The 13,500-nt window shown below is 44.7% G+C and carries 14 protein-coding genes; 2 read left to right on the top strand and 12 right to left on the bottom strand.

Going from position 1 to position 13,500, the window contains the following annotated elements; translation table 11 throughout:
* Nucleotides 1–121 precede the first annotated feature (121 nt).
* Nucleotides 122–418 (bottom strand): hypothetical protein, encoded by a 297-nt coding sequence (locus tag BN1546_RS24070; RefSeq protein ID WP_013371376.1) that lies wholly within the window; start codon nucleotides 416–418, stop codon nucleotides 122–124.
* A gap of 163 nt (nucleotides 419–581) precedes the next feature.
* On the opposite strand from BN1546_RS24070, the gene BN1546_RS24065 reads away from it, so the two are divergent.
* Nucleotides 582–1,814, top strand: a complete 1,233-nt coding sequence (locus tag BN1546_RS24065; protein ID WP_040103648.1) for an aminopeptidase — start codon at nucleotides 582–584, stop codon at nucleotides 1,812–1,814.
* Nucleotides 1,815–1,889: 75 nt separating this feature from the next.
* On the opposite strand, the gene BN1546_RS24060 is transcribed toward BN1546_RS24065, so the two are convergent.
* The 11 genes from BN1546_RS24060 to BN1546_RS24010 all read right to left on the bottom strand — a co-directional run bounded on the left by BN1546_RS24060 (nucleotide 1,890) and on the right by BN1546_RS24010 (nucleotide 12,290).
* On the bottom strand, nucleotides 1,890–2,381 hold the full coding sequence (locus tag BN1546_RS24060) for a hypothetical protein (protein WP_025678931.1): 492 nt from the start codon (nucleotides 2,379–2,381) through the stop codon (nucleotides 1,890–1,892).
* Between the two features lie 158 nt (nucleotides 2,382–2,539).
* Entirely contained in the window at nucleotides 2,540–3,652 is a 1,113-nt protein-coding gene (locus tag BN1546_RS24055; protein WP_090738980.1) for a glycerol dehydrogenase, read from the bottom strand.
* Between the two features lie 36 nt (nucleotides 3,653–3,688).
* Nucleotides 3,689–4,711, bottom strand: coding sequence for a biotin synthase BioB (gene bioB, locus BN1546_RS24050; protein WP_040103646.1), 1,023 nt, complete (start codon nucleotides 4,709–4,711; stop codon nucleotides 3,689–3,691).
* Nucleotides 4,712–4,911: 200 nt separating this feature from the next.
* The gene (locus BN1546_RS24045) at nucleotides 4,912–6,213 is read right to left on the bottom strand and encodes a hemolysin family protein (RefSeq protein ID WP_013371381.1); all 1,302 of its coding nucleotides are present in this window, start codon (nucleotides 6,211–6,213) and stop codon (nucleotides 4,912–4,914) included.
* A 388-nt stretch (nucleotides 6,214–6,601) separates the two neighbouring features.
* Entirely contained in the window at nucleotides 6,602–7,075 is a 474-nt protein-coding gene (gerQ, locus tag BN1546_RS24040; RefSeq protein ID WP_090738979.1) for a spore coat protein GerQ, read from the bottom strand.
* Between the two features lie 62 nt (nucleotides 7,076–7,137).
* Entirely contained in the window at nucleotides 7,138–7,560 is a 423-nt protein-coding gene (locus BN1546_RS24035) for a cell wall hydrolase (protein WP_040103644.1), read from the bottom strand.
* Nucleotides 7,561–7,679: 119 nt separating this feature from the next.
* Nucleotides 7,680–8,429 (bottom strand): SDR family NAD(P)-dependent oxidoreductase, encoded by a 750-nt coding sequence (locus BN1546_RS24030; RefSeq protein ID WP_090738978.1) that lies wholly within the window; start codon nucleotides 8,427–8,429, stop codon nucleotides 7,680–7,682.
* Between the two features lie 134 nt (nucleotides 8,430–8,563).
* Nucleotides 8,564–8,959: a DUF2500 domain-containing protein gene (locus BN1546_RS24025; protein WP_013371386.1), complete on the bottom strand. Its 396-nt coding sequence runs from the start codon at nucleotides 8,957–8,959 to the stop codon at nucleotides 8,564–8,566.
* 188 nt (nucleotides 8,960–9,147) lie between these two features.
* Entirely contained in the window at nucleotides 9,148–9,330 is a 183-nt protein-coding gene (locus BN1546_RS24020) for a hypothetical protein (protein WP_013371387.1), read from the bottom strand.
* A 152-nt stretch (nucleotides 9,331–9,482) separates the two neighbouring features.
* On the bottom strand, nucleotides 9,483–10,733 hold the full coding sequence (locus BN1546_RS24015) for a WD40/YVTN/BNR-like repeat-containing protein (protein WP_058830857.1): 1,251 nt from the start codon (nucleotides 10,731–10,733) through the stop codon (nucleotides 9,483–9,485).
* A 165-nt stretch (nucleotides 10,734–10,898) separates the two neighbouring features.
* A complete protein-coding gene (locus tag BN1546_RS24010) occupies nucleotides 10,899–12,290 on the bottom strand; it encodes an amino acid permease (protein ID WP_025678942.1) in 1,392 nt (463 codons plus the stop codon).
* 232 nt (nucleotides 12,291–12,522) lie between these two features.
* On the opposite strand from BN1546_RS24010, the gene BN1546_RS24005 reads away from it, so the two are divergent.
* A complete protein-coding gene (locus BN1546_RS24005; protein WP_058830858.1) occupies nucleotides 12,523–13,452 on the top strand; it encodes an L-lactate dehydrogenase in 930 nt (309 codons plus the stop codon).
* Nucleotides 13,453–13,500 lie beyond the last annotated feature (48 nt).

Genomic DNA, 13,500 nt, shown 5'->3' with positions numbered 1-13,500 from the left:
CACCCTCCTATTCACATGGAATTTCTTGTTATACTCGACCTATAGGCTTCCCCCATGTCAGCAGATTATGCGGACACTGCTAAATATAATCCGCTTGTCACGAAAATAGACCATGTTTACATTACTCGGGTAATTTACTCCATGCCGCATCCAGCAAATAGTCGAAAAGATCATCATTCTCTTCAATCCAGCTATCCATCTGTAGCATTTCTTCCTCCAAGCGCGGCTCTCCAGCAAAATGGAGACTATAATCCCACTCCTTTCCCTTTTTACTGTGGAAGGTAATTTCATATATAGAACTCTGTCCGTCTACTCCAAATACCACTTGACCTAAATATGCACCGTTCTCATCTCTTGTCATTTGTGCCTGTTGAATATGTACTTCTTTCAATTCCTGAGAAGAATTTTGCTCTGTCATTTATTTAACCGCCCTTTCATTTTCACTAAAAAGTACCAAAACTGATTTGTGAACCTTTTCGTTACATTGTACAATATATAAGCTATGTGTGGAATTTGCAAAAAAACTGTGCGAATTACCCTATTCTTATTTGAGGCTTTTTCGTGAAATGGAGGAAAGTTACATGTCAGATTTTCAACAAAAATTGCAGAAATATGCGGAATTAGCCGTTCGAGTGGGCGCAAATGTCCAACCTGGGCAGACACTTATCGTTCATGCGCCAATCTCGTCCGCCGAACTCGTACGACTTATCGTTAAATCAGCGTATACTGTCGGAGCCAAGCTGGTAAAAGTAAAATGGAGTGATGAGACGGTTACCCGATTACAGTATGAACTAGCTCCTGATGAAACTTTTAATATTGCTCCCAAATGGTACGCAGCCGAAATGACTGAAGAAGTGGAAAATGGCGCTGCAGTACTCCATGTCATTGCCGAGAATCCTGATTTGCTTCAAGGGATTCCGTCCAGCAGAATTACCGCTGCCCAGCGTGTGCGATCACATGAATTACGGCAATACCGTGAATACCAAATGGCTGACAAGTTCAGCTGGTCTCTGATTGCTTATCCTTCAGCAGAATGGGCAGCCAAAGTGTTCCCTGATCTGCCAGCTTCCGAGCAAATGGATAAACTGTGGGAAGCCATTTTCAGCACTGTACGTGTGGATCTGGACAACCCTGTGGAGGCGTGGAATGAGCATTTGAAAACTCTTTCCAGCAAAGCTGATATTTTAAACTCCAAACGCTATAAAAAGCTGCATTATCTGGCTCCAGGTACAGACCTCACCATCGAACTTGCAAAAGACCATCTGTGGGTAGCAGCCGAAAGCATCAACCAACAGGGACATAGTTTTGTAGCCAACATGCCTACTGAAGAGGTATTTACTGCTCCACTTAAAACGGGAGTAAACGGTAAAGTCAGCAGCACCAAGCCACTCAGCTACAGTGGCAACATTATCGACAACTTCTCACTGACCTTTGAAAATGGACGTATTGTCGATGTACAGGCCGAAACCGGCTTGGAGACTCTCCAGCATCTCGTAGAAATGGACGAAGGTTCACACTACCTGGGCGAGGTTGCGCTCGTGCCTCACAAGTCACCGATCTCTGACAAAAATATTTTATTCTACAATACATTGTTTGATGAAAATGCCTCGAACCATCTGGCTATCGGTAATGCCTATGCATTCAACCTTAAAGGTGGTAAAGATATGACTCAAGAGCAGTTGGCTGCCAACGGTCTGAACTCCAGTCTGACTCACGTCGACTTTATGATTGGTTCAGGTGAAATGGACATCAACGGCGTTACCGAAGACGGTACTGAGGAACCGATCTTCCGTAAAGGAAATTGGGCGATCTAACACGGCAAAAAAGGCTCCCACCGCTTCATGCGGGAGAGCCTTCTTGCTTCGTCCGTTAGGATATGTTACCTATATTCACAGTGTATTAATCCAATAGTTCGCTGCAAGTCCAAAAACGATTTGTACTATGCTGATGATAAAAAAGACAATAAAGCAGCTTACGACTCTTCGATTAATGGTTTGATGTAAGGATAAAGATGATTTCACATAGAACATACTACCTAATATCCCTAAACACAGACCAAAGACGCCTGCAAATAACCACCCTATAACCAAGCTGACCACGACAAAAGCCCAACTCCAGCCAGGAGCCTTACTTACTGGAACATAAGGTTGATTGGACCCAAGATATATACCGTTCACAGCTAAATCTGCTTTGTTGCCAATGACTACAACATTCAGAGCTTTCTCCTTTAATCTTATTGGAAAATCAATCAAGTTTAAAAATGCGTTCTGGCTTTTCACCTTCTGCTCGCTACCATTCACAATGACTTTTCCACCGTTAAAGCCACGCTTATACTCAATAGTATATTGAGTACCTTGATCTTCTACATTCCACTTTGCCATCGCTAAACTCCTCTCAAAATTTAGGGGAGCCGTAAATATACTCCCGGGATTTCCTAATTATGTACCATGAAAATCATACCATAAGCTGCAAGTTAAATAATGGAAAAAGGCCGCTTATTAGCGACCTCTGAACCTACTTTATTAGTATGGGATTAGTTTCAATGTCCAATTTTAGCCTTGTAGGCAACTGAATACTGGTCAGCTGCTAAGATTGCATCAAGCACATCATCCGCTGTAACAGCAAATGGTAAATTGTGAGCTGTTTCGCCTTCTTTGGTAGCAGCCTGAGCTACCCGGTACAAATCCTCTCGTGAGGCTTCTTGCAGCTTAATGTCTTTCAGCGTAACCGGCAAATCCAGTTTTAGGTAAAAATCAATATACCGCTCCACCTCAGTTAAAGGTCTTTTTTCCAAGGCAAGCTGTACTAAGGTGCCAAAGGCTACTTTTTGACCATGCGTCAGGTGATGAATGTCTCCTTCGAGTACGGTAAAACCGTTGTGAATGGCATGTGCGCCTGCCAAGCCACCGCTTTCAAAACCCAAACCACTTAGCAACGTATTGGCTTCCACCACCGCTTCAAGCGCCGGTGTAACAACTTTGCGTTTCACAGATTCATAAGCTTGCAGTCCGTAATCGAAAAGAACTTCCTCGCACTTGGACGCAATGGCTTCTGCCGCCAACGTTGGCAAACCACCAGCCATAGTGGTAGCACGAGCTTCAATGACTGCGCGGGCTTCAATCCACGTTGCCATAGCATCGGCAATGCCTGAGGAGAGGAACAAAGGCGGTGCTTGAGATATGACTTTCGTGTCAACCAGAATTAAGCTTGGATTTTTACTGAAAAAGGAATACGTATCAAATGCACCCTCATCGGTGTACAAAACAGATAGTGCACTGGTGGGTGCGTCTGTAGAGGCGGTCGTTGGAACAATCACAACTGAGGAACCGAGTAGCTCATTAACGGCTTTGGCGGTATCCAACGTTTTACCGCCACCTACACCAATGACAATATCGACCTGGCCGCTTCGTCCCTCATCAGCAATACGGTTTACTTCATTTTTGGATGCTTCCCCTTGAAACTCAACCTTTACCACCGTAATCTCAGCCTGTTCTAGACTTTTGACCACCCGATCGGCTGCAATCTCCCAAACCAGCTTGTCCGCAATAACCAAGGCCGTATGACCTAAAGGCTTAACATATTCACCTGTTTTATCAATCACATTTTTCCCTTGCACATATTTACCTGGACTAATAAATACTTTTTCGCTCATCATTCAACTCTCCCTTCCATGTTTGTATAACCTTTATTATACGGCTGAAAGAGCACACATCTCAATTTCAAAGCCAAGATCTTCTATCATTTGATGATCAGCGGTAACTTCTTGGCCTTCTGTCGTTAAATAATCTCCTACAAAAATCGAATTTGCTGCATAAAGGGATAGCGGTTGTAATGAACGCAGATTTAACTCCCTTCCGCCTGCAACGCGTATTTCCTTGGATGGACAGATGAACCGGAACAGTGCCAACACCTTCAAAGCTTGGATCGGCGAGATCCGCTGTGCTTCTCCTAAAGGGGTTCCGGGGACTGGGTTCAGGAAATTAATCGGAATAGAGTCGGCATCCAACTCTCGTAAGGCATAAGCCATTTGAACGATTTCCTCATTCGTCTCCCCCATACCGATAATAACGCCAGAGCATGGAGACATTCCGTGTGATTGAGCCATTTTCACAGTTTCGACGCGTTGATCATATGTATGTGTGGTTGTAATCGAGGGATAGTTGGCCTTGCTTGTATTTAAATTATGATTGTAACGGTGTACCCCCGCATCTGCCAATCGCCGTGCTTGATCTCCCTTGAGAATCCCCAAGCAAGCGCAAATCTTGAGCGGCATGGTACGAGTAATTTCCTGTACAGCATCAATTACCTGATCCAGCTCCCGATCTGTCGGACCTTTGCCGGAAGCTACAATGCAATATGTCCCTGCTTTTCGTGCTACGGCTTCCCTTGCCCCAGCCAACAGTGATTCCTTGTCCAGCATACTATACTTGCTGACAGGTGCCGTGGAAACGATGGATTGTGAGCAATAACTACAATCCTCCGGGCACAGGCCACTTTTGGCGTTCATGATCATATTGAGCTTTACTTTTTTTCCGTAAAAATGATGCCGCACCTGAAATGCAGCTTGCATAATCGGTAATATTTCTGCATCGTCCGCTTCCAGTACCGCCGTACCTTCTTCCAGCGTCAGATTGCTGAAATGGATCGCTTTTTCAGCTAATCGGCCCCAATCTACATCCTTATTGAATACATCCTTATTGAATAAATTCATACTTCATCCTCCCTCATTTAAATGAACATGTAACCAGATGAGATTTTTAGCGTAAGGAAATTTGCTCTATTGTCAACCTATTGATATGCAGTTAGGTTGACAATAACACGAATATCATATCAATTCATATCCTTTATGTAAAGAAGGCAAATTAAAAAGCGACCCCATATCATTGAAGGTCGCTTTCCATATTTATTCCATTATGAGACTCCTGCTTCCTCCACGACGATAGGCTGTTTAATTAGCCGAATACGTGAAATCCGCTTGTTTTCAACTTCTTCCACAATGAACATACATCCTTCAAACACTACAGACTGGCCTGGCTGTGGAGGAATAACCTCTACATGTGAGTATAGCCAGCCTCCTACTGTATCATAATCCTCATGATCAAGATCCAGTCCAAAGCGATCGTTCACTTCATCAATTAATAACATACCGTCAATGGAAAATTCCTCGTCATTAATCTGCTCACAACTCGGACGTTCTTGGTCGAACTCATCCTGAATCTCACCGACGATTTCTTCCATAATATCTTCCAGCGTTACCATACCCGATGTGCCACCGTATTCATCAATCAAAATTGCAATTTGCGTCTTGCTACGCTGCATGCGTTTGAGCAGATCACTAATTTGCGTTGATTCAGGAACAGCAAGAATCGGGCGAATCATCGTACGGGTATCCAGCGTGTTTGCACGTAGAAGATCTTTAATATGGATAAAGCCGATAATATGGTCCTTATCTTCGGCGCAGATTGGATAACGGGTTCTCATGCTTTCCGTCGCAATCGCGAGATTTTCTTCTGTAGACTCATTACTGTATAAACAGATCATCTCCGTGCGCGGAATCATGATTTCCCTGGCGGTCGTGTCGGCAAAATCAAATATATTATCAACAAGCGCCAATTCCGTATTATCAATTAGTCCGCTCTTATTGCTTTCTTTCATCAGAATGCGTATTTCATCCCCCGTATGCGCGGAATCATCATATTCGGATACCGGCTCCAGACGAAATAAACGCAGCAGGCTGTTCGCCATTCCATTCAACGCCCATATGAATGGATACATCAACTTGTAAAACCAAGTCATCAGCATGGCCGAATACAGCGTAATAGTCTCAGATTTACGAATAGCTATCGTTTTGGGTGCCAATTCACCCAATACAATATGCAGAATCGTAATGACAATAAATGCAATGACCACGGCAGTACCGTGCACGTATACCGCTCCCAAGCCAGCGGCAGTAAATATAGGTTCAATCAAATGTGCGATGGCCGGCTCTCCGATCCATCCCAGTCCCAACGATGCTAGGGTAATACCCAATTGGCAAGCAGACAAATAAGCGTCCAAATTGTGTATCATATTGGCGGCGTATACGGCCTTTTTATTGCCCGCCTCCACCAAGGTTTCTATACGGCTGCCCCTAACCTTCACCATGGCAAATTCCGCAGATACAAAAAATCCATTCAATAATACTAATGCAAAAACAATAAATAAGTTAAACATACTCGGTAAAGGGTCACTCAATATGCTCCCCATCAGCCGTCATTACGGCAGACAGGCGCACCTCCTTCGGATAGTTTCATCATAGACAGAACGATAACACATCATAAGCAGCGTCAACTTCCCAACACATTCACCCCTTCCGGCTTCCCTAAGCCATATTCCGCAAAATGATTAAATCATTTATCAGCTTATATTTAATTATATAACTATACTCTATACAGTCAAACCACAAGCAATGTCAGAAAAATCAATCCCTCTATCATTTAGGTCGGAAAGCTCTCATTTTCGCATCTTACCACCAAGAAAGCAACTATATTTGAGAAAGAATATAAACAAAATACATCCCCTGCCGTCTGGCAGAGGATGTAAACTCATATATATGAAGGCATCAGCGAACCGGAGATCCGCCCGGGTTCCCGATGACGCCGGGATATTGGTACAACAATGGCTCATCAAAAGTTGCATAATCCAAGTTTAACATCAGCAGAATGGTCCGTTTGCCTGTCGCCGGATCACTAATAATAATGTGGTCCCGACCTGCTGCTTCTAGAATGCCTTTGAATATTTTAGCATTCCATTCCCGGTTATTTTCATAGGTCATATAAAAGGTTCCCGTTTTGCCCAGGTTCAAGCGTAAAATATTCTCGATGTATGATTGCTCGTATTGCGGAGTCTGAACCTGCACCACTGTACCCGTTGGTGTCATAGGGCTGCCACTACTTACTTGAGGTGGAAAGCCAGTCATAGGTTGCATAGGTTGCATAGGTTGCATGGTTCCGACTGGAGCCATCCCTCTTGGCCATTCGGGATATCCATTACCGGAAGCATAAGATACGGGACGGTAAGCTTGCTGTGAAATCATGTAAATTCCTCCTAAGATGGTTTTAATTTAACTTTAATTCTTCAAGCCATTCTGAAAGGTGTCTAATATACATTAGGACAGTCCTGTGCAGTCGGGCTAAAAAAGCAGTGGGCTTTAAAGCGTCCGGTATTGGTCTGGTTATACCAGGTACCCGGGCATTCACCAGTCGGTCTGAAAAACCATAATGCATTGGATGCCGGACGTATTTTTTCTCCATTAATTACACGCTGGGCAAGTCGAATGTCCCGATCACGGGCTTTCTGATAAAAATACCCCTTCTGAGTAGCTTCAAAACCTCCAGGGCTTTGAAACACCATGTCATTCATGAGGCGTATCCCTTGGAAATCCAAGCAATTGGATAAAATTCGGTTCACACCGACATTACCAACCATGAGCATTCCCATCTCACCTTCACCTTCGGCCTCAGCCCGCATCAGCCGGGCGAGGGTCCTCACATCCCCTGAGTTGGTCTTGATTACAGCCACCGCGTCCCCTCCTTGCTTCTCAATCACATACCCTATCCTATGGTACAAATGCCCAATAAGTGACAGTCCAGAAAATAAAAAAATAGCCCCAAGAATGGGACTACTTATTTAGGCTTTTATCATGGCTCGTAAACCATCTTACGCGTCATGCCACCATCGACCACCAAATTCGTGCCTGTTACAAAATCATTGCCCGGTTGTGTCAAATACAGACAGGCTCGTGCGATGTCTTTAGGGGTCCCTACTCGTCCAGCCGGGTGCTGTTGATGGTCTTCAGCACGCAATTGCTCGTAATCCCCGGTTTCAATCCATCCTGGACTAATACAATTGACCTGAATCCTATCCTTTCCTAGCGATATGGCCATCGCGTGTGTAAGGGCGGCTATGGCTCCTTTGGATGCCGCGTAGGCTTCTGTATCCGGCTCTGACATGAAAGCTCGTGTAGAGGTCATATTAACCACTGAGCCCCCTTCTGCGTTCCGCTTCATTACCTTAGCCGCTTCTCTTGTTGCAATAAAACAGCTGCGTACGTTTGTGTTCAAAATGTCATCCCATTCTGCTACGGTTAACTCATATGGAGATTTCCATCTGGACACGCCTGCATTGTTAATCAATGTATGAATTGTACCGTATTCTTCTTCCGTGGCACGGATCAGCGCTACAATATCTTCTTCCTTACGCACATCACAAGGGATAAAAATGGCCTGATGCCCCTCGTTCCGGACTGCTGCAGCAGCTGCGGCGCCCACTTCCTCATTGCAGTCAGCAAACACGACTCTGGCACCCTGAGCAGCGTAGGCAAAAGCGACCTCTTTCCCGATACCATGCGCTGCTCCTGTTACAATAACAACTTGTCCTTCAAATGACACGACTTATTCCTCCTCTGAACTACTCTGTTTTAGTATATATGTACCAAAATGTGCCGTACAAGAAACATTCACAGCCCCCTACCCTGACTCCTAGCAGAAGGCTGTAAATGAGCATGAATGTTTTTGACTGAATCCTACATTTTAACTTGCTCCAAGCTATAGCGATTAAGACGCTGAAATCCAATATACCTTGTACCTTGAAACGTAAGCCGTCCCTCATCCCCTTCAGCACATTGACCATATTCTTCCCCAGATACTTTGAACTCCATCCGGTCGCCACTCTCCACCTCAAAGGTTACATAATAGAAGGTATAGGTACGAGTGCCTTGTTCCTCCTGGCGCCTCTGTTGGAGATGTGTCCTTCTGGCCGTAATGCGGGAACCCACCGTCAACACAGGCTGCCGCTTGTTCCGGCTCCATTCCATGACTTCCCTGCCCGCAGACAACACGACAATACCCAACACAACTACGAAAAATACGGGCAATACCGTACCCAGCCAATCGAACATCCATAATGACTCAAATCCCATGCACCGCACTCCTCTCCGCCAGGCATTCCACAGGGAAACCACCGGGCATCCTGACCTGCCTCAAGCCTTCTATAACAGTATATGTATGTTGCTGCCCAAATTTGATAGTAACCCTCAAGAACGCCAAGAGCCTCCACGGAATAATCCGGGAGGCTCAAGATATGGCGATATCAGAATAGCTCATCGATTTACACATGTACAAGCTGGAGATAACGTTGTGTTTCATCCAGAACTTCATGATCTTCTTCCTCGGCGTAACGCTCTGCGCATTGCTTGCAGTCCTCTTCAGTCGTGCAACCGTAGGCATCCTGACAAGTGTAGCAAAATTGAAGGTAGTATTGGGTTAACATATGATCCTGATTCGCTCTCATGATTATCACTCCTATCGTTGTTTACAGGTTTAGTATAACAGTGGCTCATTTGTTAGTTTGTGATTTTTTTCACATGTTGTCGTATAAAATTTAAATTTTTTAAAAATAAAACGCCCTGGGAAGACATCCCAGGGCAATCACCTTTATCGTGATTATAAAATCCTCCAGTTTGCACCACCGTCCGTTGTTTTTAACAGCAGTGATTTCTTGTCGTCTAGTCGTTCCAAAAGCAGCCAACCTACCGATGAAGAAGCAAAACGCAGCTTGACTGATCGTGGATAGTCTTTTAGCTTCGAAGGCAGCACCTTGTTGCCTCTGAGACTTGTCCACGTCTTTCCTCCATCCATTGTACGGCTCATTCCGTTTACGGTTATAACCCACCCTTCTTTATCGCTTAGAAAGGTACGCCCAGGAGTTATAGAAGTATTATTGCTACTCAGACCCAATGGCACATCATTCCATTGTGTTCCTGTATTATTCGTAAATAGCCCGTTATATTTTGTACCGTTATCCCCGTAGCAGAGAACCGGAATCCAATATGAAGAACTGTTACCTTCAAGAGACTGCTGAGCTTCTGCCTTAGCCTGAGGGCAACCCTGCATGCTGTTAGCGACCGGAGTCCACGTTTTCCCTAGATTCGAAGTTTTATACAACTTCACCCTGCTGTCCACATTAATCGCCACAAAACCCTGATTGTTGGAAGAAAAGCTCATTCCCGCCACACTGCCCTGATCGGGTAAACCTGAGCCTGACTTGTTGGATGTCATACCAGAACTTTGTGCAACTTTATTCCACGTGGCCCCTCCGTCGGTGGTGTGATACAACATTTTTTGTTGATCCTGCTCATTCAGTTTTATATAAGCCATGATCCAGCCTGTAGTTGGATTTACATATTGAATTGAGCTTACATGGTCTCCGCTTGGTAGCGCTGAAACATCCCAGCTCTGTCCTCCATCTGACGTTCTTAGAATGACCGTTGCTGTTTGGTCCAGATTTTGACGGACAACCCAACCGTGACGGGAATCTGTGAAGCTGATATCCTTGCCATATTCAAGCTTGTCTTGAAATTGAACATTTTCGGAGGGAGAAATATTATTCCATGTTTTCCCACCATCATGGGTATCATAAAGGCGCAGCTCATTATGGGTAACTCCCCAAACCAACCCTTTATTGTTATCGATTAAATGAAAATCCGCGATTCGTGTTTGTACAACATATTTGGCGTTTGGATCACCCGCCTTCGGGGTCACCGGCGGATTAATAGTTATCGTCTGTCCCTGGTCATCTGGTTCCTCAATCGAAGGTTTAGTTACAGTTTTTGGGGTTTCAGCAGAACAGGCAGTTAGCAAAATACCCGTCAACAGCATTACTCCTCCCAAGAGCGCACGCCAGCGCAGTTTCATATCAAAATCCTCCCTCGATGGCATGCGGTAATCACGTGCCAAAAGCTTATCTGAAACAGAATTATACCATAAACACCCCTATGTGACACTTTTCGCGTAATGACAAAAAAAAACCGGCTCCTTCACAAAAGTGAAGGATACCGGCTTTTTTTATACTAATATTGTTCAGGATTTATGGTTCAACAAACTTTTGTGATATCCATAGAAGAAATAAATCAGTAATCCAAGCAGTAGCCACACGATAAATCCGATCCAGGTGCTGATATGAAGCTGAAGCATCAGACCGATGCAAACCAAAGCACTCAGTAGCGGAAGCAACGGAACCCATGGTACGGTAAACCCTCTTTTCAAATCCGGGCGTGTCTTGCGCAGAACGATGACCCCGACCGACACTACAGCAAAAGCGAACAGAGTTCCAATACTCGTCAGATTGGTCAGTGCATGCAACGGGAACAAGCCGCTAGCCAATGCGATAATGCTACCCACCAGCCATGTACTTCGAATTGGTGTTTGGGTTTTGGTATTTATTTTAGATAAAAAAACGGGTAAAAGGCCATCACGTGACATGGAAAAGATTAATCGTGTCTGGCCGTACAACAGAACCAGTAAAACGGTCGTCATCCCTGCAATCGCCCCGACTGAAATTAATCCAGCTACGAAATCCTGATGAATAAAGCGGAGAGCAAACGCAACCGGATCACTAACGCCCAACTGCGTATAAGGTACCATCCCCGTTAGCACAACTGAAACGGCAATATACAATATCGTGCAGATCGCTAGAGAAGAGATAATCCCGATGGGCATGTTACGCTGCGGATTGCGTACCTCTTCGGCTGCAGTTGAGATAGCATCGAAACCCAGATAAGCGAAAAATACGATTGCCGCAGCACTCAATACACCAGAAAATCCATAAGGCAAAAATGGTGTCCAGTTGGCAGGCTTAACATAAAAGATTCCAATCGCAATGAATAACAGTACAACCCCAACTTTGACACAAACCATAATGAAATTGAATCGGACCGTTTCCTTGGCTCCGAGACTTAGCAACAGTGTGATGAGCATGATGATGCATACCGCTGGCAGATCAATAATGGTCCCCTTGGTCGAATCAAAGGCTGCGGTTAAAGCTAACGGTAGATGTATATCAAATCCGGCCAGCAAGCCTTGAAAGTAAGCAGACCAGCCACTACTCACAGAGGCGGCCGCTACTCCATATTCCAGAATCAAGTCCCAACCCAGTACCCAGGCCAGAACTTCTCCAAAAACAATATAACTATATGCATAAGCGCTCCCAGCCGCGGGAACTGTAGATGAAAGCTCTGCATAGCACAAGGCTGCCAATACGCAGGCAATCCCTGCAATAACAAAAGAAAGCATCAAGCCGGGACCTGCATTTTCTGCTGCTGCCTTGCCAGTAATAACAAAAATCCCTGTCCCGATGATGCATCCTACTCCTAGCATGGTGAGATCAAAAGGCCCCATTGTTCTCTTTAAGTGACCTGTAGATCCGCTTTCCTCGTGCGAGAGCAGTCCTGTTTTTTTTCGAAATAAGTCCATATTCCTAATCCTCTTTCCATAATTTCTTACGTCAATATCGGTGCTGCAACGCTTTAGTGCGTGTTCTTATCATTCGATTAATTATTAGCGAGCTCGCCTTTGAAGTCAAGGAAAAATGTCATATTTCTTTGCGGTGGGTTAGTATATAGGGTACACTAAGTTGGAAAGATAAATTTTTAAGTAATATCCTAAAATGAAAAGGTATACAACCCGAGAAGGAGATGAGGATTTTATGAGCTTAAAACCTTACAAACGAAGTAGAGTGGCTATTGTCGGCATGGGAGCGGTTGGCACAACAACCGGCTACACCCTGCTGCTGCGCCAACGCATGCAAGAACTTGTCTTTATTGATGTCAACGTCAAAAAGGCGAAGGGGGAAATGCTCGATATGAATCATGGGCTTCCTTTTCTCGGCGGTGTCAAAGTATGGGCGGGTGATTATGAAGACTGCCGTAATGCAGATATCATCATTGTTGCAGCGGGAGCTTCACAAAAGCCGGGAGAAACACGTATTGATCTTCTCAAGCGTAATGCCGAAATTTTTGAAAGTATTATTGATAATATCGTCAAGGTCAATACACATGGCATTTTGCTGATCGCAACCAATCCAGTAGACATTCTCTCCTACATCTCTTGGAAACGCAGTGGTTGGCCTTCAAGCAGAGTCATTGGATCAGGAACGTTGCTGGACAGCGCACGCTTCCGCTATCTGATCGGCAAACAAAAGGGTATCGACCCACGAAGCATCCACGCCCATATTATTGGTGAACACGGTGACTCCGAATTACCTGTATGGAGCACAGCTAACGTTGCTGGAACACCTCTGGAACTGGACGAAGAGACGAAAAATGAAATTTTTGAAAATACCAAAAATGCTGCCTATGAAATTATAGATGCCAAAGGCGCAACATCCTATGCCATCGGACTGGCTCTCGATCGGATCGTAGCCGCTATTCTCGGAGACGAGGGGTCGGTACTTAATGTGTCCACCCTGCTGGAAGATTATAACGGTGTATCTGACGTTTATTTAGGTGTACCAAGTATCGTGGATCACAATGGAGTACGTGAAATTTTGGATCTTCCGCTCAATGACGAGGAACGTGTAAGGTTGGTTCAATCTGCGGACAAGCTGAGAGATCAAATTAGTAAAGTGCATATGTAATTCAGTAAGTTAGGAACATAAAAGCTAAATAAAAACGGGCCTCCACAG

The sequence above is a fragment of the Paenibacillus sp. Mc5Re-14 genome, assembly GCF_001049835.1.
Classification (GTDB): Bacteria; Bacillota; Bacilli; order Paenibacillales; family Paenibacillaceae; genus Paenibacillus; species Paenibacillus polymyxa_C.
The sequence above is the reverse complement of the archived record's forward strand: the minus strand, read 5'-3'. Positions and strand labels throughout refer to the sequence as shown.

What these genes read in the sequence shown, in the direction of transcription:
- BN1546_RS24070 (WP_013371376.1), bottom strand. Translation starts at nt 418, where the DNA reads ATGACAGAGCAAAATTCTTCTCAGGAATTGAAAGAAGTACATATTCAA.
- BN1546_RS24005 (WP_058830858.1), top strand. Translation starts at nt 12,523, where the DNA reads ATGAGCTTAAAACCTTACAAACGAAGTAGAGTGGCTATTGTCGGCATG.
- BN1546_RS24045 (WP_013371381.1), bottom strand. Translation starts at nt 6,213, where the DNA reads ATGTTTAACTTATTTATTGTTTTTGCATTAGTATTATTGAATGGATTT.
- bioB (WP_040103646.1), bottom strand. Translation starts at nt 4,711, where the DNA reads ATGAATTTATTCAATAAGGATGTATTCAATAAGGATGTAGATTGGGGC.
- gerQ (WP_090738979.1), bottom strand. Translation starts at nt 7,075, where the DNA reads ATGATTTCACAGCAAGCTTACCGTCCCGTATCTTATGCTTCCGGTAAT.
- BN1546_RS24055 (WP_090738980.1), bottom strand. Translation starts at nt 3,652, where the DNA reads ATGAGCGAAAAAGTATTTATTAGTCCAGGTAAATATGTGCAAGGGAAA.
- BN1546_RS24010 (WP_025678942.1), bottom strand. Translation starts at nt 12,290, where the DNA reads ATGGACTTATTTCGAAAAAAAACAGGACTGCTCTCGCACGAGGAAAGC.
- BN1546_RS24020 (WP_013371387.1), bottom strand. Translation starts at nt 9,330, where the DNA reads ATGAGAGCGAATCAGGATCATATGTTAACCCAATACTACCTTCAATTT.
- BN1546_RS24065 (WP_040103648.1), top strand. Translation starts at nt 582, where the DNA reads ATGTCAGATTTTCAACAAAAATTGCAGAAATATGCGGAATTAGCCGTT.
- BN1546_RS24015 (WP_058830857.1), bottom strand. Translation starts at nt 10,733, where the DNA reads ATGAAACTGCGCTGGCGTGCGCTCTTGGGAGGAGTAATGCTGTTGACG.
- BN1546_RS24060 (WP_025678931.1), bottom strand. Translation starts at nt 2,381, where the DNA reads ATGGCAAAGTGGAATGTAGAAGATCAAGGTACTCAATATACTATTGAG.
- BN1546_RS24025 (WP_013371386.1), bottom strand. Translation starts at nt 8,959, where the DNA reads ATGGGATTTGAGTCATTATGGATGTTCGATTGGCTGGGTACGGTATTG.